The 22,751-nt window shown below is 71.7% G+C and carries 19 protein-coding genes and 1 pseudogene; 7 read left to right on the top strand and 13 right to left on the bottom strand.

The features are described from left to right. The 3 genes and pseudogenes from AB0H37_RS38045 to AB0H37_RS38035 form a co-directional block, all read right to left on the bottom strand. A pseudogene (locus AB0H37_RS38045) lies at positions 1-245 on the bottom strand (hypothetical protein); the annotation flags it as partial. A gap of 343 nt (positions 246-588) precedes the next feature. Next, a complete protein-coding gene (locus AB0H37_RS38040) occupies positions 589-1,164 on the bottom strand; it encodes a heme-binding protein (RefSeq protein WP_360617470.1) in 576 nt (191 codons plus the stop codon). A 265-nt stretch (positions 1,165-1,429) separates the two neighbouring features. Further along, complete coding sequence (locus AB0H37_RS38035) at positions 1,430-2,566, bottom strand: serine hydrolase domain-containing protein (RefSeq protein ID WP_360617468.1); 1,137 nt, start codon at positions 2,564-2,566, stop codon at positions 1,430-1,432. A gap of 159 nt (positions 2,567-2,725) precedes the next feature. Between AB0H37_RS38035 and AB0H37_RS38030 the strand changes: the two genes are divergently transcribed. Beyond that, entirely contained in the window at positions 2,726-3,169 is a 444-nt protein-coding gene (locus tag AB0H37_RS38030; protein ID WP_360617467.1) for a hypothetical protein, read from the top strand. Positions 3,170-3,247: 78 nt separating this feature from the next. Here AB0H37_RS38030 and AB0H37_RS38025 read toward each other — a convergent pair whose 3' ends face one another. After that, complete coding sequence (locus AB0H37_RS38025; protein ID WP_329095941.1) at positions 3,248-4,312, bottom strand: WYL domain-containing protein; 1,065 nt, start codon at positions 4,310-4,312, stop codon at positions 3,248-3,250. 62 nt (positions 4,313-4,374) lie between these two features. On the opposite strand from AB0H37_RS38025, the gene AB0H37_RS38020 reads away from it, so the two are divergent. Continuing rightward, entirely contained in the window at positions 4,375-5,526 is a 1,152-nt protein-coding gene (locus tag AB0H37_RS38020) for an epoxide hydrolase family protein (protein ID WP_360617465.1), read from the top strand. A 52-nt stretch (positions 5,527-5,578) separates the two neighbouring features. Here the strand turns inward: AB0H37_RS38020 and AB0H37_RS38015 are convergent, their stop codons facing one another. Then, the gene (locus tag AB0H37_RS38015) at positions 5,579-7,030 is read right to left on the bottom strand and encodes an MFS transporter (protein WP_360617463.1); all 1,452 of its coding nucleotides are present in this window, start codon (positions 7,028-7,030) and stop codon (positions 5,579-5,581) included. An 84-nt stretch (positions 7,031-7,114) separates the two neighbouring features. Between AB0H37_RS38015 and AB0H37_RS38010 the strand changes: the two genes are divergently transcribed. Both AB0H37_RS38010 and AB0H37_RS38005 read left to right on the top strand, forming a co-directional pair. Next, positions 7,115-7,780: a TetR/AcrR family transcriptional regulator C-terminal domain-containing protein gene (locus AB0H37_RS38010; RefSeq protein WP_360617462.1), complete on the top strand. Its 666-nt coding sequence runs from the start codon at positions 7,115-7,117 to the stop codon at positions 7,778-7,780. A gap of 44 nt (positions 7,781-7,824) precedes the next feature. Further along, entirely contained in the window at positions 7,825-8,253 is a 429-nt protein-coding gene (locus AB0H37_RS38005; RefSeq protein WP_179832198.1) for a nitroreductase family deazaflavin-dependent oxidoreductase, read from the top strand. A 90-nt stretch (positions 8,254-8,343) separates the two neighbouring features. Here the strand turns inward: AB0H37_RS38005 and AB0H37_RS38000 are convergent, their stop codons facing one another. From AB0H37_RS38000 to AB0H37_RS37990, 3 genes are all read right to left on the bottom strand, one after another. Then, on the bottom strand, positions 8,344-8,691 hold the full coding sequence (locus AB0H37_RS38000) for a DoxX family protein (protein WP_329095933.1): 348 nt from the start codon (positions 8,689-8,691) through the stop codon (positions 8,344-8,346). Between the two features lie 180 nt (positions 8,692-8,871). Then, on the bottom strand, positions 8,872-9,750 hold the full coding sequence (locus tag AB0H37_RS37995) for a sigma-70 family RNA polymerase sigma factor (RefSeq protein WP_360617460.1): 879 nt from the start codon (positions 9,748-9,750) through the stop codon (positions 8,872-8,874). 139 nt (positions 9,751-9,889) lie between these two features. Next, positions 9,890-10,333 (bottom strand): hypothetical protein, encoded by a 444-nt coding sequence (locus tag AB0H37_RS37990; protein ID WP_360617458.1) that lies wholly within the window; start codon positions 10,331-10,333, stop codon positions 9,890-9,892. Positions 10,334-10,626: 293 nt separating this feature from the next. Here AB0H37_RS37990 and AB0H37_RS37985 point away from each other — a divergent pair, with 293 nt between their 5' ends. Next, positions 10,627-11,517, top strand: a complete 891-nt coding sequence (locus AB0H37_RS37985; RefSeq protein ID WP_360617457.1) for a helix-turn-helix domain-containing protein — start codon at positions 10,627-10,629, stop codon at positions 11,515-11,517. A gap of 75 nt (positions 11,518-11,592) precedes the next feature. Here AB0H37_RS37985 and AB0H37_RS37980 read toward each other — a convergent pair whose 3' ends face one another. Beyond that, complete coding sequence (locus AB0H37_RS37980) at positions 11,593-12,081, bottom strand: MarR family winged helix-turn-helix transcriptional regulator (RefSeq protein ID WP_360617456.1); 489 nt, start codon at positions 12,079-12,081, stop codon at positions 11,593-11,595. A 30-nt stretch (positions 12,082-12,111) separates the two neighbouring features. On the opposite strand from AB0H37_RS37980, the gene AB0H37_RS37975 reads away from it, so the two are divergent. Further along, complete coding sequence (locus AB0H37_RS37975; RefSeq protein WP_360617455.1) at positions 12,112-13,185, top strand: NAD(P)H-dependent oxidoreductase; 1,074 nt, start codon at positions 12,112-12,114, stop codon at positions 13,183-13,185. Positions 13,186-13,259: 74 nt separating this feature from the next. Here AB0H37_RS37975 and AB0H37_RS37970 read toward each other — a convergent pair whose 3' ends face one another. The 3 genes from AB0H37_RS37970 to AB0H37_RS37960 are packed head-to-tail and all read right to left on the bottom strand — an operon-like array spanning position 13,260 to position 20,793. After that, the gene (locus AB0H37_RS37970; RefSeq protein WP_360617454.1) at positions 13,260-18,116 is read right to left on the bottom strand and encodes a DUF4132 domain-containing protein; all 4,857 of its coding nucleotides are present in this window, start codon (positions 18,114-18,116) and stop codon (positions 13,260-13,262) included. 40 nt (positions 18,117-18,156) lie between these two features. Next, the gene (locus tag AB0H37_RS37965) at positions 18,157-19,761 is read right to left on the bottom strand and encodes a hypothetical protein (RefSeq protein ID WP_360617452.1); all 1,605 of its coding nucleotides are present in this window, start codon (positions 19,759-19,761) and stop codon (positions 18,157-18,159) included. Between the two features lie 57 nt (positions 19,762-19,818). After that, complete coding sequence (locus tag AB0H37_RS37960) at positions 19,819-20,793, bottom strand: LysR family transcriptional regulator (RefSeq protein ID WP_360617450.1); 975 nt, start codon at positions 20,791-20,793, stop codon at positions 19,819-19,821. Positions 20,794-20,902: 109 nt separating this feature from the next. On the opposite strand from AB0H37_RS37960, the gene AB0H37_RS37955 reads away from it, so the two are divergent. After that, the gene (locus AB0H37_RS37955) at positions 20,903-21,526 is read left to right on the top strand and encodes a LysE family translocator (RefSeq protein WP_360617449.1); all 624 of its coding nucleotides are present in this window, start codon (positions 20,903-20,905) and stop codon (positions 21,524-21,526) included. 88 nt (positions 21,527-21,614) lie between these two features. On the opposite strand, the gene AB0H37_RS37950 is transcribed toward AB0H37_RS37955, so the two are convergent. Beyond that, complete coding sequence (locus AB0H37_RS37950) at positions 21,615-22,532, bottom strand: hypothetical protein (RefSeq protein ID WP_360617447.1); 918 nt, start codon at positions 22,530-22,532, stop codon at positions 21,615-21,617. Between the last annotated feature and the right edge of the window lie 219 nt (positions 22,533-22,751).

Genomic DNA, 22,751 nt, shown 5'->3' with positions numbered 1-22,751 from the left:
GTCAGCCGGGACAGATCCCGGCTGTTGAGCACGTCCCGGCGCTCGACTTCCAGCTTCATTTTCGTCCAGCTGGTGAAACCGTGTTCACGGGCGAGCGCGAGCTGGGCGGAGGCCAGGATGGTCTGGTGCGAGACGGTGTGGATCCGCGCCGTGGCTTCGCAGTCGCCTTGCCGGGCGTCCCGCAGGAGCCTCTTGGCCTGGTGGCGGAGTTGGTCCAGGTCAGGACGGGCCGGCAGATCGCGCATGACGTCTCCCTCGTCACCCCGTGGTCCGCATACGGGGCCGAAGAGATCGTCATCGTCGTGGCCTTGCGTGGAGAGATGGAGGTGGACTCTGTCCTGCCCGCGGACCCGGTGGCGCCCTCCCGCGCTCGATTTCCAGACTACAGGGAACGGTGCCGGTTGTCAGCCCGCCGCTCTGTTCCCGCTATTTCCGTTGGCGCGGTGACTGGCGCGAGAGAACTATTCACAGTTGTGGGCAGATCTCGTTTTCCGCCTTCTCCGGAACACGTTCGGAGCGAATTGCTTCGGTGTGTCGGGATGAGCGGTCGAACCGGGGCGGAAGGCCGCCCCGGTTGGGAAGGCGTGGTCAGCGGCCGATGGCGGCGAGGACGTCGTTGGCGATGGCTTCGTCGATTCTGCCGTCGGGCGCGCCACCGACCCCGATACCGGCGATGGGGAAGCCCTTGTACTTGACGGGGACGCCGCCGGGCAGGACGAGGGTGCCGGGGATCTGTTTGATCGTTTCGTTTCCGGTCAGGGCGCTGGTGGGCTGGCCGAAGGCCACGGCGGTGTAGGCCTTGCGCTTGGCGGACTCGTAGGTCTGCGGGCCTGACCTGCGAAGGCGGACCACGAGCCGGATGGTGCCGGCGCGTTCCATGATGACCATCGTCACGTGCTGGTCGCCGTGCCGGCGCGCCGAGTGCACCAGGGCCTTGGAGGCCCGGACGAGGGCGCTGTCGGACAGGACCCGCTCCGGCGCCGTGGCCTTACCGTGCCCGCCATGCCCGCCATGTCCCTTGCCGTGCCCGCCGTGGACGGTGACGGCGGCGGACGAGGGCGCGGCGGACGAGGGCGCGGCGGACGCCGTCCCCGCGACGCCGAAGGTTCCGGCCGCGACGGTGCCCACCACCATGGCGCCGCCCATGAATTGCCTGATCGACATGGCTCTCCCCGATCCTCTGACATGAGGTTACATAGAGTAATCGTTCAGACATGGACGGTAATAGGCTGGAGATCTGGAAACAACCCGGGGTGCGCAGTGTGCCGAGCAACTCTCGGAAAACGAATGACCATGAACTCCCCAAGGCGATCCCGTCGGCGGACCGCGGTGTGAGGTCGCGTCGGGGCCGGACGGCGCCGATGTGACGGTGCGTGCCTCCGGCGGTTGGGCCGCGCCGCGACCCAACCGACCTCACGAGAGAGCGAGGCTAGTCGTTGTCGCGGGCGCGGTCGGCCAGGGCCTGGTTCATCTCCAGTTCGCGTTCCTCAAGGTTCCATCGCCCCGCTTGGGAGGCCTGGTTGGTGACCCAATAGACCATGGTGCCGTCGCGCAGGATTCGGCTGTAGCTGGCGAAGGACCAGTCGTTGCCGCCGTTGTGCCAGGCGACCCGGCCATCCTTGGTCTTCAGGACGCCCCAGCCGTATCCGTAGGCGGCCTCGGTACCGGGGATCCGGGCGTGGGGCTCGAACATCCCGGCCTTGGCGGCGGCGTTGAGAATCGTGTCGCCGAGCAGCGCGCGGTGCCACTTGAACATGTCACGGCCGGTGGACAGCATGCCGCCGTTGCCGCGCAGGTACCAGTACGGGCCGTCGGCGGCCCAGGGGTGGTCGAACGGACGGCCCTGGCTCGTGCCGTTCTCGTCGTACTCGACGGCCACCTGTGCACGGGAGAATTCCGGCAGCACATAGCCCGTCCGGGTCATTCCCGCCGGCGCGAACAAGTGAGTTGCCAGGAACCGCTCGTAGCTGGTCCCTGACACCTTTTCGACGATGGCGGCGAGCACGCTGAATCCCGTGTTCGAATAGTGGAATTCCGCGCCGGGGCGGGAGAGCAGCTTGGATTTCAGTGCCTTGTCCAGCATTGCGTCGCGGGAGACGGGCTCGTAGTCGTCACCGAGCCCTTCGGCCAGCCCGGCCGTGTGCGTCAGCAGGTGATGCAGGGTGATGCCACGTTTGTCGGCGGGCACCGGGCCGAGGATCGTGCTGATCCGGTCGGTCGTCCGGAGCCTGCCCATCATCTCCAGCTTCATGATCGCGGCCGCCGTGAACTGCTTGGTGATCGACATGACGTCGTACACGGTGTCGCAGGTGGCCGGGGTCCTGGCCGTCCGGTCCGCCAGGCCGAAGCCCTTGCAGTGCGCGAGCTCGCCGCCACGGGCGGCGACCACCGTTCCGCCCGGTCCCGCGGGCAGCGTGCGGTCGAGGTACCGGGCGATCGAACGGTCGACGGGCTCCGCCGCGCTTCGGGCGGCCCTCGGCACGCCCATGGCGTCGCCGCCGCAGCCCGCCAGGGTCAGCGCGGTCGTGAGCGCCATGGCGAAGGGGAGCGGATTGATCCGTTGCATGCGACCTCCAGAGCAGTGTCTCGCGGGGGATGTGCCAGAGGCTGTCCGCGGCGGGCCGCGTTGATCAAGAGGTCATGCCGTTCGAGCTTGTGCGAGACGCTGTACGGCCTGTTCAGCGTGGGGCATAGTGGGGCGATCGACGAGCATCGGGGTGAGAACGTGACCGCACCGCCACCGTCACCGGACGTGGCCACCGACGAGGCCGAGTTCATCGCCGCGCTGCGCCGGCTCAAGGCCTGGTCGGGCCTCAGCTACCGGCAACTGGAGCGTCGGGCCGCCGAAGCCGGTCGAGTGCTGCCCTACTCCACCGCGTCCACCGCGCTCGGCCGCAAGAGCCTGCCCCGCGAGGAACTGCTGGTCGCCTTCGTCCTGGCGTGCGGGCTGGACGACGACGAGGCGGCGTCCTGGGTGGCCGTCAGGAAGCGCATCGCGGTCGGCGGTTTCGTCACCGCGACCGAGCCGAGGGCGGCCCGGAGGCCGCGATGGCGACCTGCGCTCGGCTGGGCCGCGGTGGCGCTGAGCCTGGCGCTCGCCGGCGGCACGACGCTCACCATGAAGGCGGGCGAAGAGGTCGAGACCGTCCAGGCCGTTGTGGTGAAGTGACCCTGGCCTGAAACGGCAATGTCGAACTCGCGCCACTAGGACAGCCCGTGGGCTGCCGGGGGTCCCAATGCGGATCGTTCACGGACGCTGGGCCGGGTTCGCATCACCGCAGCCGCCTTCGCCGCCGCGACTCCTGCTCGCCCGGCCGATGGAGCGCAGGTAGCGTTCGCCCAAGACCGCGAGATGGTCGACGAGACCGGGCGGTCCCGAGACCTCGAAGTCGAGTCCGAGCATGCCGATGTACACCGCGATGGTCTCCAGGCTGTCGGCGCCCGTCACGAGCACGCACTGCTCGTCGCTGACCGACTCGACCACGCCGACGGCGGCATTGATCCGCGACACCACCTCCTGAGCGGAGGCGAACACGGTGATCCGGGCGTGCACCTTCCAGCCCGTCGAGGCGACGTCGCGCAGGACGAAGCTCGTGTAGTCGAGCCCGGGCAGCGGGGTCGGGGTGAACACGCGGCGGGTGGGCATGCGCGGGGCGATCCAGTCGACCCGGAACGTCGCCCAGGTGCCGGCCTGCGGATCCCGCCCGACCAGGTACCAGCGGCGCGTCCAGCTGACGAGCCGGTAGGGCTCCACGAGCTTGTGCCCGGACGTCGCCGCCGTGCCCGAGGGCAGCTCGCCCGCCTGGCCGTCGGACCCGGTGGTGTAGTCGAAGCGGAACCACTCGTGGTCGCGGACGGCCGTCGCGATCTGAGCCAGGACAGCCGAGTCGACCTCGGGGTCCTCGACGTTGGAACCGGTGTTCTGCGGCCCCTGCGAGGTGGACTGGTGGATCGCCGCCACCTGGCGGCGCAGCCGGTGCGGCAGCACCTGTTCCAGTTTGGCCAGGGCACGGGCACTGCTGTCGTGGATGCCGCTGATGCCGGTTCCGGCGCGCAGCCCGATCGCGATGGCGACGGCCTCCTCGTCGTCCAGCAGCAGCGGGGGGAGCTTCGTGCCGACGCCGAGCCTGTAGGAACCGGTCGTGCCGCGCGTGGCGTCCACGGGATAGCCGAGCTCGCGCAGCCGCGCGATGTCGTTGCGGATCGTGCGGCTGCTCACGCCGAGGCGTTCGGCCAGTTCGGAGCCCGGCCAGGACGGTCGCGACTGCAGCAGCGAGAGCAGGGCGAGCAGCCTCGCCGAAGTGTCCAACATGATCTGCATGATGCCGCATCATTAGGAACGAAGTCTTCCTATATGGGTCCTACCGTGAGGGCATGACAACGACGAAGTCCGCTTCTTCCGAGATCCGCCCCTTCCGCGTCGAGATCGCGCAGGCCGAGCTCGACGACCTCGCCCTGCGACTGGCCAACACCCGGCTGCCCCGTCCCGCCGCGGTCGACAACTGGGACCTCGGCACGCCGAACGGCTACCTGCGCGAGACTGTCGACTACTGGCGCGACGGCTTCGACTGGCGGCGGCAGGAGGAGCGGATGAACGAGTTCCCGCACTACCTCACCGAGATCGACGGCCAGAACGTCCACTTCGTCCACGTGCCCTCCGCCGAGCCGGACGCCACCCCCCTGCTGCTCATCCACACCTACCCCGGCTCGTTCGTGGACTTCCTCGACATGATCGGCCCGCTCACCGACCCCGTCGCGCACGGCGGGCGGGCCGAGGACGCGTTCTCCGTGGTCGTCCCCTCGATCCCCGGCTTCGGCTTCAGCACCCCGCTGTCCGGCGGGGACTGGACGATGGCGCGGGTCGCCCGCACCTTCGACGCCCTCATGCGCCGACTCGGCTACGAGACCTACGGCTCGCACGGCAGCGACGCCGGCACCATGGTCTCCAGGGAGCTGGGACTGCTCAAGCCGCCCGGATACCTCGGCATGCACGTGCTGCAGCTGTTCTCCTTCCCCTCGGGCGACCCGGCCGAGTTCACCGGCTTCGGGCCCAAGGAGTACGCGGCGCTGGAGCATATGCAGTGGTTCCAGTCGGTCGGCGGCTACAACGCGATCAACGCCTCCCGGCCGCAGACCGTCGCGGTCGGCATCGCGGACTCGCCGGTCGGTCAGCTGGCCTGGAGCGAGCTGTTCAACTCCTTCGGCAACGGCACGAGCCTGGTGACCCGCGACCAGATCCTCACCCAGGTCACGCTGTACTGGCTCACCAACACCCAGGCCACCGCGGGCCGCTATCACTACGCCGAGGCGCACTCCGGCGCCGAACCGGCCATCAACACCGCGCCGACCGGCGTCGCGGTCTTCGCCGACGACTTCCAGACCATCCGCTCCCTCGCCGAACGCGACAACACCAACATCGTGCACTGGAGCGAGTTCCCCACCGGGGGCCACTTCGCCTCCCTGGAGGTTCCCGACGCGGTGACCGCCGACCTGCGCACCTTCTTCGCGGCGCTGCGAAAGGGCTAGACGTCCGGACATCGGGCGGCCGGTGCCCTCGGCCGCCCGATGAAGGGTGCGTTCAGGAGACCGGCTCCAGGGCCTCCTCGGTGACCGGGGCCGACGAGGCCGTGGGACGTACCCTGCGCAGGGCATAGAGGCTCAGCGGAACACCGAGCGCGGTCGCCGCGGCGGCGATGAGCAGGGTGAACTGGTAGGCGTCGAGGAAGGCGGCCGGTGCCGCCGTGCCGTGCTCCACGTGCGAGGACTGCCGGCTGTTGAGGACGGCTCCGAGGACCGTGATCCCGAGCAGGCCGAAGATCTCGCGGGAGACGTTGAACATGCCGGAGGCGATGCCCGAGCGGCTCGTCGGCAGCGCGCCGAGGACCATGTCGGTGAGCGGGATCAGCAGGCCGCCGCCGATGCCGTACAGCAGGAACCAGGGGAGCAGGTCGAGATAGCCGTCGCCCGCGCCGACCGTGGAGATGAAGCCGATCGCGACGGCCATGAGGCCGAGGCCCGTGGCCACGGTGGCGGCGGCCCCGAACCGCGCCGCGACGCGCGCGGACAGGGCGCCGGCCATCACCGCCATGCACAGCGCCATCGGGACGAACGCCGCACCCGCCTCGGTGGGGCTGAAGCCCAGGGAGTTCTGCAGGTAGAGGGCGGTGAAGAAGTAGATGCCGAAAGTCCCGAACGACCACAGGCCCATGGCGACCAGGCCGCCGCTGAAGACGCGCACGCGGAAGAGCGACAGGTCGATCATCGGATGGGCGGTGCGCGCCTCGACGAGGAGGAAGGCCAGGGCCGCGAGGGCGGCGAGGCCGAACGTGCCGAGGATCACCGCCGAGGTCCAGCCGCGGGACTCGCCCTCGATGAGGGCGAAGGTGAGGGCGAACAGCGCGGCGGAGGAAGCGGCCAGGCCGCCGAAGTCCAGCCGGCGCAGCGAGCCGCCGGTCGCGTCCGCCGTCCGGATGCTCACCAGCGCGACCACCGCCGTCACGATCCCGAACGGCACGTTGATCAGGAAGATCCAGCCCCAGTCCGCGTTCTCGCTGAGGACGCCGCCGGTGTACGGGCCGACCGCCAGCGCGAGCGCGCCGACGCCGCCCCAGATGCCGATCGCGGTGGCGCGCTCCCGGCGGTCGGGGAAGAGCTTCGGCAGCAGGGCCAGGGAGGCGGGGGTCAGGAGCGCCGCGCCCACCCCCTGGACGGCGCGGGCGATGATCAGCGCCTCCTGGCTTCCGGCGAGGCCGGCGGCCAGTGACGCGACCGTGAAGATGCCGAGCCCGGTGAAGAACGTGCGGCGGGAACCGAAGACGTCCGCGAGCCGGCCGCCGACCAGCAGCAGGCCGGCGAACACCAGGATGTAGCCGCTGACGACCCACTCCAGCCCGGAGATCGTGAGCCCCAGGTCGCGCTGGATCGACGGCAGCGCGACGTTGACGACGTTGTTGTCCAGATAGGTCATGAAGGTCGCGAGCGCGACGGCGGCCAGCGCCGTCCAGCGCCGGGACCCGGGTGTGTCGGTCATGGGCGGTCCTCGTCCTTGTACGGTGTACTTGTACGGCGTACATCTACGTTGTACAGGAGAGCTTGTACGGCGTAGGGTTGTCAAGTGGCCCCTGAGAAACTCACGAGAGCGGCCGTGCTGGACCGGGCGCTCAAGCTCGCCGACGCCGACGGGCTCGACACCGTCACCATCCGGCGGCTCGCCCAGGAGCTCGGCGTCACCCCGATGGCCCTGTACTGGCACTTCAAGAACAAGGAACAGCTGCTCGTCGGCATGCTCGACGCGGTGTTCGGCCAGGTCACCGCTGACATCGATCCGGCCGAGCCGTGGCAGCGCCGCCTGCGGATCATGGTCGAGGCGCTGACCGCGGAGTTTCGCCGGCACCCGTGGATCTCCGAGATCTCGCAGACCACGGACAAGAACGCCTCCGAGAACTTCCTGCGCGCGACCGACGTCGCCCTGGAGCTGCTGAGCGAGGCGGGGTTCCCGGTGGATCGAGGTTTCCAGATCGCCACCCACCTGCTCGGCGGGGTCGTCAACCTGATCGCGACCCAGCCGTCCGGCACCGGGAGCGGCTGCGGCGACACGGCCGGCCTCCGGCGGGACAAGCGCCTGGCGCTCGAGACCGCGGCGGCCGGCCGGTACCCCCGCCTGGAGGAGTACGCGCGGACGCTCGAACACGAACCCGACGTGGAGGCCTACTTCTCCTTCGGGCTCGACCTGCTCCTGAGCGGTGTGGAAAGGATGGCCGAATCCGCCGGCGACTCCTGAGCGGGGCGGGAATGGGAGCGGCTCGGGGGACGTTCGTCGTGGACATGTCAGACGACGTTGAGTTCAGTCCGGCCGACTGGGTGCGGGACCAGACGAAGAAGATCCTTGAAACGGGCACCACCGAGGGGATCGACATCCTCGGCTCGCCGATCGTGCTCCTGACGTTGCGCGGTGCGAAGACGGGCAAACTGCGCTACACCCCGGTGATGCGGGTGGAGCACGGCGGCAGTTACGCGGTGGTGGCGTCCAAGGGCGGCGCTCCCGAGCATCCCACCTGGTATCACAACATCAAGGCGCACCCCGAGTTCTCGCTGCAGGACGGGACCGTCACGAAGACCTACGTCGCGCGCGAGGTCGACGGCGCCGAGCGGGCCGCATGGTGGGAGCGGGCCGTCGCGGCCTACCCGCCCTACGCCGAGTACCAGGAGAAGACCGACAGGCAGATCCCGGTGTTCGTGCTCGACCCGAAATGACGACTCGCCGCCGCGCGCTCCGATCGTCAGAGCGTGCGGCGGCGTCTCCCTCTTTCCCGCCGACGGGTCGGCGGGAACGGGTGCCCGATGTCAGGCGGCCGTTGCCAGGGCGATGGCGGCCGCGACGGGCACCAGGTAGAGCAGCGGGTACGGGATGTGGGAGAAGGAGCGGGCCCGGACGATGGTGACGACGGCGCCGAGGAAGTAGAGCACGAGGGCGATGCCGGCGGCGAGGCCGATCACCGGGACGGCCAGGCCGATCAGCAGGCCGACCGCGCCCGCGGCCTTGGCCGCACCGAGCGGGGTCCACCACGAGCGGGGGACGCCGTACTCGGTCAGCGGCTCCACGACCCAGGAGGCGCGGGTGAGGAGTGAGTAGGCCGAGAAGCCGACCCAGGCGGCGGCCAGGACCGTGACGATGACGTGGGCTGTGGACATGGGTGTCGCTCCTACTGTGGTGCCGGGGCCGCGGGGGCCCGGCGGGAGGGTCGGTCACTGCCCTGACACGGCGCGCGAGACGGATGTGACGGCCAGGTCTGTGTGACGCGCGTCACGACCACAGGAAGCGTTCGCCCGGGCGGCGGAACGGGGGTCCGCCGCCCGGGCTCCCGGCAGGCGTCAGTCGAGGACGCCCAGGTCGACCCGGTCGAGCCGGTCGGGTTCGGCGATGACGTCGATCGCGGTGATGAGGCCGTCCACGATGGTGAAGGCCAGCACCACGCGCAGGCGGCCGCCTGGGGCCATCGCCAGGCCCACCGCCCCGTCGATGAGGGCGGTGCCGGTGAACCGGGCCCGCTGGACGGCGGCCATCGCGCCCCTGGCCACGGGTTCGGCTCCGGAGACCGTGACGGGCTCGGGGGTGGGGATGACGGCCTTGTCGGCGCGGAGCACCACATCGGGGTGGAGCAGGGTGACCAGCCCCTCGAAGTCTCCGCTCCGGGTGGCCGCCAGGAACGCCTCGACGATCCGGCGCTGCCGGTCCAGATCCGCGCCGGGCGCCGGGGCCCCCCGGACCCGGCGGCGCGCGCGGCTGGCCAGCTGCCGCGTCGCGTCCGTCGAGCGGTCCAGCATGGCGGCGATCTGCTCGAACGGCACCGCGAACATGTCGTGCAGGACGAACGCGAGCCGTTCGGCGGGTGTCAGAGTGTCCAGCACCACCAGCAGCGCGACCCCGACCGAGTCGGCCATGACCGCCTCCTGCTCGGGGCCCGCGACCGAGGCGGAAGCCGGCACCGGCTCGGCCGCCTGGACGTCCAGTGGCTCCTCCCTGCGGTGCTCACGGGAGCGCAACATGTTCAGGCACACCCGCGCCACCACCGTGGTGAGCCACCCCGCGAGGTTCTGCACTTCACTGGTATCGGCCCGGCTGGCGCGCAGCCAGGCCTCCTGCAGGGCGTCATCGGCCTCGCTCAGCGAGCCGAGCATCCGGTAGGCCACTGAGCGCAGATGCGGCCGGTGTTCGGCGAACCGGTCGGCCAGCCAGTCGTTACCGTTCATCCGTCCCATTATCCGGCCCGTAGGAGCCGGAACAGCAGGTCAACCGACGCAGACCACATCATCACGGGCTTACCGAGCCGGTCGCTGCCGGCCCGGCCCGGCCCTGAACACGCGGTTCTCGTCGGTCGAAGTTCGGCCGTCAGCCGGTGCCGCCGCTGCTACGGGACCAGATGACTTTCCAGCCGGTCTTGTGCACCCAGCTGCCCTTCTCAGTGACCCCGATCCGCGCGTAGATCTTGTTCACATTGCCGTAGGTGGGGATGTTCTCCAGGCACTTGATCGTCCAGACCCCGCCGGTGGCGGAGACGTCCGCGCCCAGGTAAAGGTCCGGGTCACCGATCCAACGCACCGCATACTCCAGCTTGGCGGCGTGGCCATCCGCCAAGGTGTCCCGGACGCACCCGGGCGAGAAGATGCCGTCGGATCTGCGCTGGGTGTCGCCGGACGCCTGAGCTCCGGTCGTGGAGAAGTTCCAAAAGCCATTGGCCAACGCGGGGCTCTGCGTCGCGGTGAGCAGCCCAGCGGTCGTGGCCAGGGCCAGGGCGGCGCCGCAGACCCTTCTCTTGTTGACGGACATCGGCATGTGTCGTCCTTTCCTAGACCTGTCTGGGGCCCGCCCCGCCACACCGGCGAGAACTGTCGGGCGATACTGGTCCGGGGTCAGTTCACAGCAGGCCGCGCTCGGCTGTCATGGTGTTCCAGCCCAGGCCGGAACACCGAGGTCGCGGCCCCCGCCGGCGTCAGGTTGTTCCTTTTGCCATCGGTATGGCGGAGCATGTGAGGGTGGTCGGGGGAGTCTTAAGAATTGTGTTCACCGGTGAGGATCTGGCCCGGGTTCGCGTCGCCTCGCGCGTCGACGATCTGTGGGAGATGGCCATGAGCCTGCACGTTCTGCAACGGCCCGGCGGAGGTCAGGACCTGGCCGACTGGCGGCGCCGAGCGCGGGCGGACCTGGCCGGGGCGGGCCTGCTTCAGGCGGTACGGCGAACGCTGGTGCCGCTGATGCCGATCAAGGCGTACTTCCCCGATTTCCTGACTCCCCATCAAGCCCAGGCCGGACTGCGGAGCGGCATCGACGCGCTGGCGGACACCCCGCGTTCCCGCGTCCGCCACGAGATCGGTCAGCTGCGCCGGCACGCCGCCCTGCCCGCCGCCCTTGAGGATCTCGCCCGCGGTGACCAGCGCGCCGTGACGGGCCTGGCCGGCCTGGCCGACCGCTACTGCCAGACCGCCTTCGCCTCCCACCGTCCCCGGATGGAGCAGGCACTGGGACGCGAACGCGCCAGGCTCGGCCGCGTCCTCACCGACCAGGGCGTGGAGGCGACGCTCAACGCCCTGGGGCCGCGCATCCGCTGGCGGCCCCCGGTCCTTGAGGCCGACTACGCCGCCGGCCGGTACGAGATCCGGTTACGCGGCCGCGGCCTGACCCTCGTCCCGTCCTACTTCTGCCGCTACACACCCGTCGCGCTGGCCGACCCCGCGCTGCCGCCCGTCCTGATCTTCCCCGCGCCCCGCCGCGACCTGGCCCGCGGCCCGGACGGCGCACTGCCCGACCTGCTCGGCTCCACCAGGGCCAGGCTCCTGCGCTGCATCGCCGCCGCCGCCTGCACCACCAGCGAACTCGCCCGCCGGACCGGCACCTCCATGTCGACCGCCAGCGCACACGCCCAGGTGCTGCACCGCGCCGGGCTGATCACCAGCAGCCGGCACGGCAACATGGTCATCCACCAGATCACCCGGCTGGGCGGCGAACTGACCCGCCGCTAGTCGCACTCGGTCATGATCTTGGTGCCGGTCGGGGTGATGGCTCGGCCGGCGTTCCCGACCCGCCGTGCCGCCGGTTCAGGGACGGGGTGGCCGGTGTGCCTCGTCTGGGGCCTCCACCTTCCAGGCGATGTGCTCCAGGGTGGTGAGGTCTTCCGGTGCGAGGCGGTCGATGAAGTGGCGGCGCACCGATTCCAGGTGCGCGGGGGCGGCGTCCACCAGAGTGTCCAGGCCGTGTTCGGTGAGGACGAGGAGGCAGCCCCTTCCATCGGCCGGGTCGGGGGCGCGCCGGATGAGGCCGCGCGCCTCCATGCGGGTGGCGTGCCGGGAGAGCCGGCTGCGTGACCAGCCCATCTTCGCGGCCTGCTCGTGCAGGGTGCCGGCGTGGTCCGGGCGTTCCGACAGCGTGCTGAGCACCTCGTAGTCGGGCTCGGAGAGGCCGACCCGGGAGAGGTCGCGCGCCGTGCCTGTCTGGACGGCTACCACCATGCGGCGGAAGGCCCGCCACGCCCGTTCCTCGTCCGCGCCCAGCCAGCGCACGGGCTCGTCCGACGATTTCTTTGACATGTAAACAACCTATCCTCTAGTTTCATTTACATGTCAACGAAAAAGGTGCGCGTCCTCGTGCTGGTGTGCAGCACCCGCCCCGGCGCCCTCGGCCCCGCGGTGGGCGCATGGCTGACCGAGACGATCACGGCTCGTGCCGCCGAACTCGGCGCCGAACTGGTGCCGCTGGCCCTGGCCGACCTCGGCCTCCCGTTCCTCGACGAGGAGGAGCATCCGTCGTCGGGCGTGTACCGGAACGAGCACACGCGAAGGTGGAGCGCGATCGTGGACGCGGCGGACGGCATCGTCGTCGTGACCCCGGAGTACAACTACGGGATGCCGGCGTCCCTGAAGAACGCGCTGGACTACCTCTCCCGCGAGTGGGCGTGGAAGCCGGTCGGGTTCGTCAGCTACGGCAACACCTCGGCGGGCACCAGGGCCGTGCAGCACGCCAAGCAGGTGGTGACCACGCTGCGCCTGGTGCCGCTGGGGTCCACGGTCGCGCTCCGCATCGCCGACGCCGTGCGTGACGGGGACGTGCGGCCGGGCGCCGCCGCCGGCGAGGCCGCGATCGATGTCCTGGACGAGCTGGTCCGGGTCGCGCACGTGCTCCGGCCGATGCGCGAGCGGGCGCGGCCCGCATCGGTGGCCGGACCCGAACCGGGCTCCTACCTGCGGCGATTGACGCCTGACGACGCCCCCGAGGTGACCGTCCTGCAGCGGTGCTGCTGGGTGGACGAGGCCCTCGCCAACGACCCCCTGACCGTCCCCGCGCTGCACGAGTCCGTGGAACAGGTGCGTGACTGGCTCGCGGCCTGGCACGCGATCGGACTGTGGCGGGACGGCCGGCTCCTCGGCATGGTGCGGACCCGCCGCGTCGACGCCGAGTGGCACGTGGGACGGCTCGGCGTCGTCCCGGACCTGCGGGGGCGCGGCCTTGGCCGCCGGCTGCTCCATACGGCGGAGGCCGCCGCCGACCCGGCCTGCCGCCGCATCGTGCTGTCCACTGGAGCAGGCAGCCGGAACAACATCGCGCTCTACCGGAGCGAGGGATACCACCCCGCCGCCCTCCCCGGCGAGGACGGAACCATCCGCCTCACCAAGGAGCCCCTCGGCACTGGCTGAGCGGTTCCACCCGCTGCGCGGACGAGGAGCCCCGGAGGCGGTTGCCCGCCCGGACCAGCACCACTCCGGGAACGTCACTCCAGCCGGGCCGCGGCCTCCAGCGGCTCGGACGAACGGAGGTAGCGCAGGTCCTCCATGACCAGGGCGGCATCGGTGGCGCCGCCGCGGCGGAGGGCCGGGGCCAGCGCGTCCAGGTCGGACCAGCGGGACGGGCGAAGGTGGACGCGGTAGCCGTCTCCAGCGGGCTCCAGGGTGAGGGCTTCGCCGATGGCGAGCCTGCTCTCCGGGAGGTGGGCCGCGGTCGCTCCGGCGGCTCGTTCCAGGGCGGTGACCGACGTGATCCCGGCGGCGATGGGCAGGGTCGTGTCCGGGCCGGTGACGTGTTCGTGCAGGTCACGCAGGCGGGCGGCGGCGGTCGTACGGGCGGGGTGGTCGTTGGGCAGGCGGTCGTCCAGGAGCCTCGCGGCGCGGGCGACGTGACCCAGCGGCGGTACGGACGGGCGCTCGCCGAGCAGGCCGGTCAGCGCCTCCAGGGCGTCCTCGGCGCCGGAGGCGAGGGCGGCCCACTGCTCGGTGGTGAGCGGGGTGAGCCTCGGGTGGCGTTCCGTCCAGTACGCGACCGCCCGGTCCAGGTCGGGGCCCGTACGCCAGAGGTCGGCGGGGTCGTCGGGCATGAGCAGCTCGACGACTTCGACGGCCTCGTCGGTGGTGGTGAGCGCCTCCAGGGAGAGCGCGGCGATGCGCAGTTCGATCGCGGTCAGGTCGAGTGCGTGGGCGCGGGCGGCGTCGCCCCCGCGGAAGGCGGCGACGCGGCCCCGCGCCCAGCCGTCCGGCCAGGAGAGCGTGCGGGCCGAGGTGGACAGCAGGATCAGGCACTGGGCCGGTGACAGGCCGGTGCCCTCGGCGAACGCCCGTACGGTCGCCTCCCGGCCCACGGGCGGCGGGCCGTTCTCGGCGATCAGGTCGAGCGCCCGGCGGAGCCGGTCCGGGTCGCCCCAGCCGCGGCAGGTCCGCAGCTCGACGGCGCGGTTGCGGGTGAACAGGAGCGGGTCGGGGCCGTCCGGGGTGTAGAGGAGCGCCGTGACCGCGTACCCGTGGCCCACCCGCTCGTAGTCGGCGACGGCGGCGGCCGAGATGGGGCCGCGGCCCGAGCGGATCTCCCCGAGCTCGTACTCCGGGCGCAGCCGGGCGACGTGCCAGGTGCCGTCGGTACGGAGGAGCTCGGGGACGGCGGCCAGTCTCAGAAGTCGCGCGCGCCCGTCGTCGTCCCACGCGGCGTTGAGGACGCCGGCGCCGAGGCGGCCCAGCGTGTTCTCGACCCCCTTGACGGCGGGGGCGTTGAATGTCGCGATCTTCTTGTCGTACGGCACGTCGGCGGCGGCCCGGGTGAAGTGGGCGATCCTCTCGTACGCGGATTCGGGCCCCGGATCGTCCGGCTCGGGGGACTTCTCGGACAGGACGGCGGGCGCCGCGGAGGCGGGCGCCGGGCGCAGGTGGGGCGGCGGGGCCGGCGCCAGCCGTTCCAGCAGGGCGAACCCGCGCTCGCGGCATTCGACGGCCGTCCACACCAGGAACGTGACGCCCTTCCAGAGCGACTCGTCGGTGATCTCCGGCAGGAGCAGGCGGAGCCGTCCCGCCAGCTCGTTGCGGGCGGCGTTCTTCTCCGCGTACCCGCCCTCGGGATCCAGCACCCGCATGAGGTCGGCGGCGAGCGCGGCGTCGGCGACGTCGATCAGGGCCTGCGCCTTCTTCTCGTCGACGGCGCGCAGCGCCCTGGATCCTTCGGGGTCGCGCGGCCGCATCGCCGACCACCGGCCGGGAGGCGCGACCAGGCGGGTCCCGGCCGCGTAGCGGTGGTGCTCGACCGTGCTGATGTTCTCGGCGCCGTCGTGCTCGGGCACCCTGCCCCAGCCGCGGACGTACCGGCCGATGGTCCGCCCGGCCGGGTCCCGCAGCTCGATGATCCGGCCCTGGCCACGCCACACGGTGGCCTCGGCGCCGCCGGGGAAGGCGACCCGTTCGCCGTCGGCCGGTACGACGCTGCGGGCGGCGGGGTGCGCGCCGCCGTGCGGGCAGTGCGGGCCCCCGTGGTCCAGCACGGTCACCCGGCCGTTCACGGCGATCAGGCAGCGGTCGTCGAGGTCGCGCGCCTCGGTCCGTTCGTGGGACCGGCTGGAGACGCTCTCGTACGTGCCGAAGCCGTGGGACGGGCCGACACCATCCGGTGTGACGACGGAGGCGCGGAACTTGTGCTCCCAGAGCCGGCCTGACTCGATCAGGAGCAGGTCGGTGCCGCTCTCTTCCAGGTAGTCGGTGATGGTGTTGACGTGGCCGGGGACGAAGGCGGGCAACTCCAGTTCGTCGAGGACGCCGCCGCTCAGCGTGGTGGCGAGGGCGCGGGCCGGATCCGTCCCGGTCGCGATCGTCCGGACGCTGTCCAGGAAGGGGCCGGGGACTCCGGCGATGGTGAACCGTTCGGCGTCGCACAGGGCGGCGTGCGCGTCGGGAAGCCCTTGGTCTGGGACCCGCTCGGCATGCTCGGCCAGGATGGCGGCGACGATCCGCGCCGTTCCCGGTGTCGTGGTCAGGGCCCGGACGGTCTCGGGGGCGGTCTGCTTCGGGACGGCGGGCTCGGTGACGTTGAGCTGGTTGGTCACGTTGCCCACGATCGCGTCGCGCAGCAGCGGAGCCCAGTCCGGGTCGGCGGCTACGGCGGCCAGGTCGGTGCCCACTCCGGAGGCGAGCCGGTCGTGAAGCTTGAACGTGTGCAGCAGCCGGGGCCGCGCGAGCGGGACGCCGAGGTCCAGGAGGAGATCGAGGAGCGGGAGGTCGGCGGCGGTCTCCTCCCAGCGGTTGACCTCGTCCTCGTCCACTCCCAGCACCGCCTCATGGTCGTCGCAGGTGAGGCCCTCCGCGCGCAGCCGCGTACCGGCGTCGTGCAGGAGATCACCGAGACCGGAGACGGGGAGAACGAGGCCCGCGTACAGCTTCAGGAAGCGGCCGAGCCAGTCCTTCGCCGCCGGCCCCGCCAGCCCGGGGGACGTGGTGAACGGGGCGGTCAGGCCCGCGCCCGCGAGGTTGCCGAGGAGGAGCGACACCGCCGCGCTCTTCGCCTTGGGGGTGTCCTTGGCGGGCAGCGGCAGGATGCCGAGGAGAGCGCGGCCGATTCCCGCGTCCGCCCGTGCCATCGGGCCGAGCAGCGGAAGGACGAACTTCCAGAGGGCCCGCGGTGCCGACTCCATGCAGCCGCTCCCCAGCAAGGCCCGCACGGCGCGTTCGTCCTCGGGCCCGCCGAGCGCGTGCCCGCCGGCCTTGGCCAGCGCTGCCCAGCCGTCGGCCAGGGCCAGCGCGCCGTCCGCGCCGTCCGGGACCTCCTCGCACCACTCGGTGAGCAGGCTGCGGTGCCAGCGGTACGCGCCGAGGGCGGGATGGCGGGCGGCGAGGCGCTTGCCGTGCTTCCTGAGCGTGGCCGTTCCGGCGGCGTCCGGTCCCGCGGCGAGGTGCGCCGCGACGAGCGCGGCCTCGTCGACCGGCAGCGCGTGCGCGTCCTCGGCGGCGCGGGCCTTCTCGAAGAAGGCGGCGGCGAAGCGGGCGCTGCCCGCGGCGGCCAGGACCCGCGCGCACTCCTCGTAGAACGGTGGCAGCAGCTCGGGCGTGTGCGTCTCCAGGTCGTCGCCGGTACGGGTGAGCGCGGTGCGCGCGAGGCCGGGCTTGCGGGAGGCCAGGCCGCGGGCGGCCCGCAGGTCGGTGTGCGCGGCCAGGATTCGGGCCCGGTGCGCCGGATACCGGTACAGGGCGGACGCGAGAAAGCCGAGCGGGCCCGCGAGCACCGTGCCGACGCCGGTCACCGCCACCGGGGCCAGGCCGTACAGGGACTTCTCGGCCTTGTCACCGTCGACGGCCGCGAGCCGAACGAGTTCGACGACCGGCTCGTCCAGGACGGAGTGCTCGTAGCGGACGGCGACACACGTGTCCTCGTCGGAGCCGGCGGGCGCCCCCGGCAGCACCGCCCCGGCGCGCAGCAGCACCTCGCGCGCCGGGGCGGTGATGCCGGAGGGCACCACGGTGCCGGGCTCGCCCTGGTGGGCGTCGCAGTAGTGGGAGTACGCCTCGGCCGCCTCCACCACGGGCACCGTCTCGTCCACGGTGCGGTCCGCGTACAGAGCCATGAGAATCCGGACGCCCTCGGACCAGGTGATGTCGCCGATCTCCCTGCCGCCCGCGGTGAAGCTCAGGGACGCCATGTAGGCCGGGCTCATCGGCCCGCTCCAGTCCAGGTCGATCTCGACGCCGAGCGGCTCGGGCGCGTGCACGGTGAACCGCGCCCTGCCCCCCTTGATACGCCCGCCCAGCTTGTGCACGCGGCGCTCGAACGCGGCGCCGCTCTCGTACCAGGCGTCCAGGTATCCGAAGGTGTCGACCACGCCGAACGTACGGTCCATGCTCGCGGGACGCGTCCACACCTCGCGGCGCACCTGCTCGACGACCTGCGTGAGGTTCCGTCCCCGCCAGATGGGCAGCTCGTCGCCGAGCAGCAGCGGGTGCGGGATCGCGAAGGCGTCCGCGCCCTTCCACACACCCTCGCGCAGCAGCGCGCAGCGCCCGAGGTCGGGCGCGCCGTCGACGATCGGGGCGATGACCAGGTCGGTGAGCGTCTCGCGCCACACCGGGTCGTCCCAGACGGCCGCGAACACCGCGGCCGGGACGGGCGACGACCGCACCATCCAGGACTCGACCCGGTCGTGCACCGCCCGCGCGTGCTCGCCGAGCCGGTCGCAGAGGGCGGCGAGCCGTACCGCGGTCGGATCCTTCCTGACGCCGGCGGGCAGCTTGGCCGGCACGCCGCCCGCGGCCGTCCGGCAGGCGAGCACCGGCCGCCGCGTCCCCTCGACGGTGACCTCGTGGCCCGTCGCGATCCCGATCCATCCCATGGCACGCCAATCTTGATCATTTTTAGGACGTCTTGCGTGGTCACGGGCGTGCCCTCGCCGCGGCGTCCCGGACCGCGTGGTCCGGGCCCGTCTCCGCCAGCTCGTCCAGCACCTCCAGCGCCTCCGCGGTGCCGATCCGGGCGATGGCGTCGACCGCCTTGACCGCGCGGGCCCTGGTGCCCCGCGCCACCCAGCCGGGGATCAGGACGGCCAGGTCGCGGGCCGTCCGGCCGTCGCCGAGCCACCCCAGCGCGGGCAGCGCCCAGGCGTCGCCGTGCAGGAACAGCGCCCAGCCCAGGTCGGCCAGCGAGCGCCGGTCGCAGGCGTCGCGGACCGCGTCCAGCCGCTCGTCCGGCTTCCTGGCCAGCCCGACGAGCCTCCTGGTCGCGGCGGCGGGCAGCGCCCGGCCGCCGCCCTTGAGCAGCACCTGCGGCAGGACATCGGGATCGGCGTACGCGGGCGGCCGGGGCGCCCGGCCCGGCGCGGTCAGCACCGCCGGAAGGTCCTCGACGGGCGCGTCCGGGACCCGCGGCGCCGGGCCCGGCCCGGGCAGCTCGGGATGCGCCCTGAGGTGCATGCGGAGCAGTCCGGCGGCGAGGAGCGCCGACGCCGAGTCGCTCGCGGCCACCGTGGACAGCACCCGTACCGCCCGTACGGGGAAGCGCTCCATCGCCGCGAGCAGGTACTCACGCGCGAACTCCCGCTCGTACCGCTCCAGCAGGACCTCGAACGCCTCATCGCTCGGCAGCAGGGAGATCAGCTCGACGAACCGCTCCCGCCACGGCTTGTAGATCCTGATCCGGTCCCAGGCGTCGACCAGGACCGGGGCGACCGCCGGGCCCACGCCGTCGGCCATCGTGGCGCGCATCCCGAACGTGAACGCGTCGAAGTCGGACTCCTCCAGCCGCCAGCCGAGCAGTTCGAGGTGCCGCGGCGTACCCACCGACGCCCACAGCCGTTCGCGGTAGAAGGCGTTCGACCCCCACTCGGCGGACGGCGGGTCGGCGCAGCACTCGTCCACCCAGTCGTGCCGGGTGGGCACCAGGTAGGAGACGACGAGCCGCCGGGAGCGGGTGCCGCGGTGCGCGGCCAGCCGTTCCACCGCCCGCCGGTACTCCTCCTCGGGGCAGAAGGCCAGCAGGCCCCGGACCCGGCGCAGGCTCACCGAGTCGACCTGCCGAAGGGAGTCCAGCGGGCGCAGGTCTCGCGTCGAGGAGGCGATGCCGCTCAGCTCGGCGAGCGCGCAGGCGGCGAAGGCCGGCCCGCGGGAGGCGATCCAGCCGTCGGTGAAGGTCCGCGGCGTCTCGTTCCCGTTCTCTGCGCGGTCGACGACCGACGCGATGGCCGCCGCCCCGGCGGGGTCGTCGGCCCCGCTGAGGTACGCCCGCGCGTGCGCGACCAGGGCCGGGTCGCTCGCAGCCGCCGACAGCACCGCCTCGATGTGGCCGCGGTGCTCCTCGGTCAGCTTCGCCGCCACGTCCGCGGCGCCGGGGTCGACGGTGTCGCCGGGCGCGACCTCGCCCAGCGCCCGGTCGCTGACGCCCGGTTCCGCGGGGAGCGCTCCGCCCCGCCGGGGGTGCAGATCTCGGCGCAGGGGCTCGGAGAGGACCAGGACGTCCTCGGCCGGGGGGAAGTGATCGTCCATGGCGGACCACCGTAGGCGAACCGTGCGACACTCAGCCGATTCAGAACCGGGGGCCTGTCAGGCCCCATGCGGTGAGTTCGATGAGCGTTGTTCTTCTTGCGGGGGAGCCTCCCAGGTGGCGGTGATGTCGCGGGCGACGTCACGTAGGAGGTCGATGAGCATGTCTGCGAGTGGTGTGAGGCTGGCGTCGGTTCTGGTCACGGCGTAGAGGTGGCGGTAGGGCCTGGGGTGGGCCAGTTCGCGATGGGTGGTGCCGGGCGCGTGGGTCAGGGCCAGGCGCGAGACCAGCGCCACTGCGATGCCTGTGCCGACGAGGGCCTGGGCGACGTCGTAGGACTCGGTCTCGAACCGCACGGTGGGAGTGAAGCCGGCCTCGCGGGCAGCGTTGTGGAACTGTTCGCGGGCGGCATGGCCGGCCAGGATGGAGACCCACGATTCGCCGCGCAGCTGTTCCAGGTGAACTTCGGTGTCCGCGGGCTGCCCGGCGGCCAGTGGATGGTCATCGGGGAGAACCACGACCATCGGGTCCAACAGGAGCGAGTGGGCCCGTAGGTGTGGCGGCGGCGCGAGCGGCGCGTCCCAGGACGCGACGATGGCGACGTCCAGGCGGCCCGCGCTGATCTCGTCCGCTCCGCGTCCGGACACCACGTCCATGACGGAGACGTCGGCGTCCGGATGGCGGTGTCGCAGAGCCGTCAGGGCCGGTGGCAGCAGGTGCAGGGCGGCCGCCTGGAACGTCCCGATCCGCAGACGCAGCGAGAGGTGGCCGAGCAGTGCGGCCAGTTCCGCCTCGGCCCTGTCCGATGCCTCCTCCACGGTTCGACCGTGGGAGGCGAGCAGCGCACCGGCCGCGGTGAGCGTCGCTCCGCGAGGACCCCGGATGACCAGGGGCACCTGCCAGTCGCGCTCGGCCTTGGCCACCTGCTGGGTGACCGCCGCGGGCGTGAGTTGGAGCGCGTGAGCCGCCGCCGTCAGGGAGCCGTGCCGCTCGATCAACGCGAGAAGCCGCAGCTGCCCCGGATCCACCAGCATTCACTAATCCTAACGCTGCACCCTTCTCTTTTAACTTCTCTAAGGGGCACGAGGCAGGAAGCCTGGTGGTACTCCCATCGGCACCGATCCCCGGAAGGGGCTCTTTCCCATGCCCACGCATGTGCCCGTTTTCATCGCCACCACCTTGCTGCTGGCGATGCTGCCAGGCGCGAGTCAAGCCCTGATGATCCGGCAGGTCCTCGAAGGCGGCCAACCGACGCTCCGGGGCACGCTCGCGGGCAATGCCAGCGGCTTCCTGCTGTGGTCAACGGCCGCCGCGGCAGGGCTGTCCGCCGTCCTGCTGGCCAGCCCCACCGCGTACGCGGTGCTCCGGATCGCGGGCGGCATCGTGCTGATGATCCTCGGGGTGAAGACGCTGCGGACCGCGCTCACCACCGCCTCCACCCGCCCGCCCCACGAGGGCGGGCGCGGCACCGGCTTCGCGGGCGGATATCTCACCGGCCTGATCACCAACCTCGGCAACCCCAAGGCGGGCGTGTTCGCCATCTCGGTGCTGCCCCAGTTCGTGACCGCGGAAGGCCCGGTGTTCCTGTCGACCGTCGCCCTGGGAGCCCTGTGGGCGCTCGTCAGCGCCTCCTGGTACATGTTGCTCACCTGGGCCGTCCGCCGCGGGCGCGCCCTGGTATCGCGGCCGACCGTCCTGCGGGGACTCAGCGTGACCACCGGCGTCGTCCTGCTGGGCCTGGGCGCCGCGGTGGCAGCAGGCGTGTGAGACCCGGGCCGGTACTCCTCCCAGCGCCCGACCGCTCGACCGAGGCCTACGCACGCGCCTCATCACGCGGTGGCTCCGCCGGCGTCGGTCATCGACCGGGCATCTGCCCATTGGGGTGAACGTGTGCTGCGTCCGTGATGTCCAGGCGGTGGTATCCATCGCCATGGTCGTGGAAGTACAGGTGAGGGCCGTGGGCGTCGAGAACTTGCCAGTCCTGCAAAGGTTTCCCCGCCGGTCCGACGATTTCCGCGGCGTCCAGCCACCGGATCACACCGTCGATCAGCGTGCACCACGAAAGCCGATCGTCGGGTCCGGCGAGCAACAGGTGGTCGCCGGCAAAGGCGAGGGCGCGAACGTCGTCCACCGGACATGCATATTCGACCGTGCGCCCGGCCTGTATCCGGATCAGAGGGCCGCCCCGGTAGGCCCAGGTGACTCCCGCGTGGCTGTTGACGGCGTCGTCAAGGCATGCGATTCCCGAGTCCCACAGCCATGTGCCATAGGGGTCCCGGCGGACCAGACTGAACGATTCGGGCCAGCCTTGCTCGCCGTGCGTGGTCCAGATGGTGCCGGAATCGTCCGAGACGATCCGTTCGATGTCATCGCCCAGTGCGAAGGTGCGCCGATGTGTTCCGTCCGAGCCGAACACGTGCGCGTTACGGGGTTCCCAGTGGCCGTCGATCCACGGGAGACGGGGAGAGGCGACCAGCAGTTCACTGCGCGGCAGCAGGGCGATCATCGGGTAGGACACGGGAAGGTAGGGCAGGTCCAGCCGATGCCACCCATGTGCCTCGTGGGTGTAGAGCACCACCGGACAGGATCGCGGCGGCCGGTAGAACGGCATCGAATTGTGGTTCGGCCCGCGGACGAAGCCTCGGGCCTGACCAGGCTCGCTGGTCGCGAGAACACCGATCACGCCCTCCGCGCCGGCCGTGTACGACAGCCCGACTTCTCCGTCTGCCAAAGGCGCCGACGGAGCCACGCGCACGGCGTTGAGAACACGCATCTGCGCAATCGTAGGCAAAATGGGGACGGAGGGCCTCTGTGCTGACCTGCCCGCATGAAGCCTCACTCCCGTACTGCCCGATGCCGCCGCGTCCCGGGTGACCGTGGTCATCGGCTCGGCGTGCTCTCGGTGGCCGCGGCCGGCGCGGCGGACGGAACGTCGCTTCGGCTGCCGGCACCGTTGAAGGCACGGAGTTGCCGGCGCCGCGGGCTACGCGCT

This window comes from Actinomadura sp. NPDC023710 (assembly GCF_040639875.1).
GTDB lineage: Bacteria > Actinomycetota > Actinomycetes > Streptosporangiales > Streptosporangiaceae > Spirillospora > Spirillospora citrea.
Note: the sequence above shows the minus strand (reverse complement) of the source record. Positions and strands in the feature narration are given on the sequence as shown.

Bases quoted from the DNA above. Each gene is read 5' to 3' on its own strand.
- AB0H37_RS38020 (WP_360617465.1), top strand. From the start codon at position 4,375: ATGACAACGACGAAGTCCGCTTCTTCCGAGATCCGCCCCTTCCGCGTC.
- AB0H37_RS37975 (WP_360617455.1), top strand. From the start codon at position 12,112: ATGTCAACGAAAAAGGTGCGCGTCCTCGTGCTGGTGTGCAGCACCCGC.
- AB0H37_RS38015 (WP_360617463.1), bottom strand. From the start codon at position 7,030: ATGACCGACACACCCGGGTCCCGGCGCTGGACGGCGCTGGCCGCCGTC.
- AB0H37_RS37965 (WP_360617452.1), bottom strand. From the start codon at position 19,761: ATGGACGATCACTTCCCCCCGGCCGAGGACGTCCTGGTCCTCTCCGAG.
- AB0H37_RS37960 (WP_360617450.1), bottom strand. From the start codon at position 20,793: ATGCTGGTGGATCCGGGGCAGCTGCGGCTTCTCGCGTTGATCGAGCGG.
- AB0H37_RS37970 (WP_360617454.1), bottom strand. From the start codon at position 18,116: ATGGGATGGATCGGGATCGCGACGGGCCACGAGGTCACCGTCGAGGGG.
- AB0H37_RS38000 (WP_329095933.1), bottom strand. From the start codon at position 8,691: ATGTCCACAGCCCACGTCATCGTCACGGTCCTGGCCGCCGCCTGGGTC.
- AB0H37_RS37955 (WP_360617449.1), top strand. From the start codon at position 20,903: ATGCCCACGCATGTGCCCGTTTTCATCGCCACCACCTTGCTGCTGGCG.
- AB0H37_RS37985 (WP_360617457.1), top strand. From the start codon at position 10,627: ATGAGCCTGCACGTTCTGCAACGGCCCGGCGGAGGTCAGGACCTGGCC.
- AB0H37_RS38035 (WP_360617468.1), bottom strand. From the start codon at position 2,566: ATGCAACGGATCAATCCGCTCCCCTTCGCCATGGCGCTCACGACCGCG.
- AB0H37_RS38005 (WP_179832198.1), top strand. From the start codon at position 7,825: ATGTCAGACGACGTTGAGTTCAGTCCGGCCGACTGGGTGCGGGACCAG.
- AB0H37_RS38040 (WP_360617470.1), bottom strand. From the start codon at position 1,164: ATGTCGATCAGGCAATTCATGGGCGGCGCCATGGTGGTGGGCACCGTC.
- AB0H37_RS37980 (WP_360617456.1), bottom strand. From the start codon at position 12,081: ATGTCAAAGAAATCGTCGGACGAGCCCGTGCGCTGGCTGGGCGCGGAC.
- AB0H37_RS38025 (WP_329095941.1), bottom strand. From the start codon at position 4,312: ATGTTGGACACTTCGGCGAGGCTGCTCGCCCTGCTCTCGCTGCTGCAG.
- AB0H37_RS37950 (WP_360617447.1), bottom strand. From the start codon at position 22,532: ATGCGTGTTCTCAACGCCGTGCGCGTGGCTCCGTCGGCGCCTTTGGCA.
- AB0H37_RS37995 (WP_360617460.1), bottom strand. From the start codon at position 9,750: ATGAACGGTAACGACTGGCTGGCCGACCGGTTCGCCGAACACCGGCCG.
- AB0H37_RS37990 (WP_360617458.1), bottom strand. From the start codon at position 10,333: ATGCCGATGTCCGTCAACAAGAGAAGGGTCTGCGGCGCCGCCCTGGCC.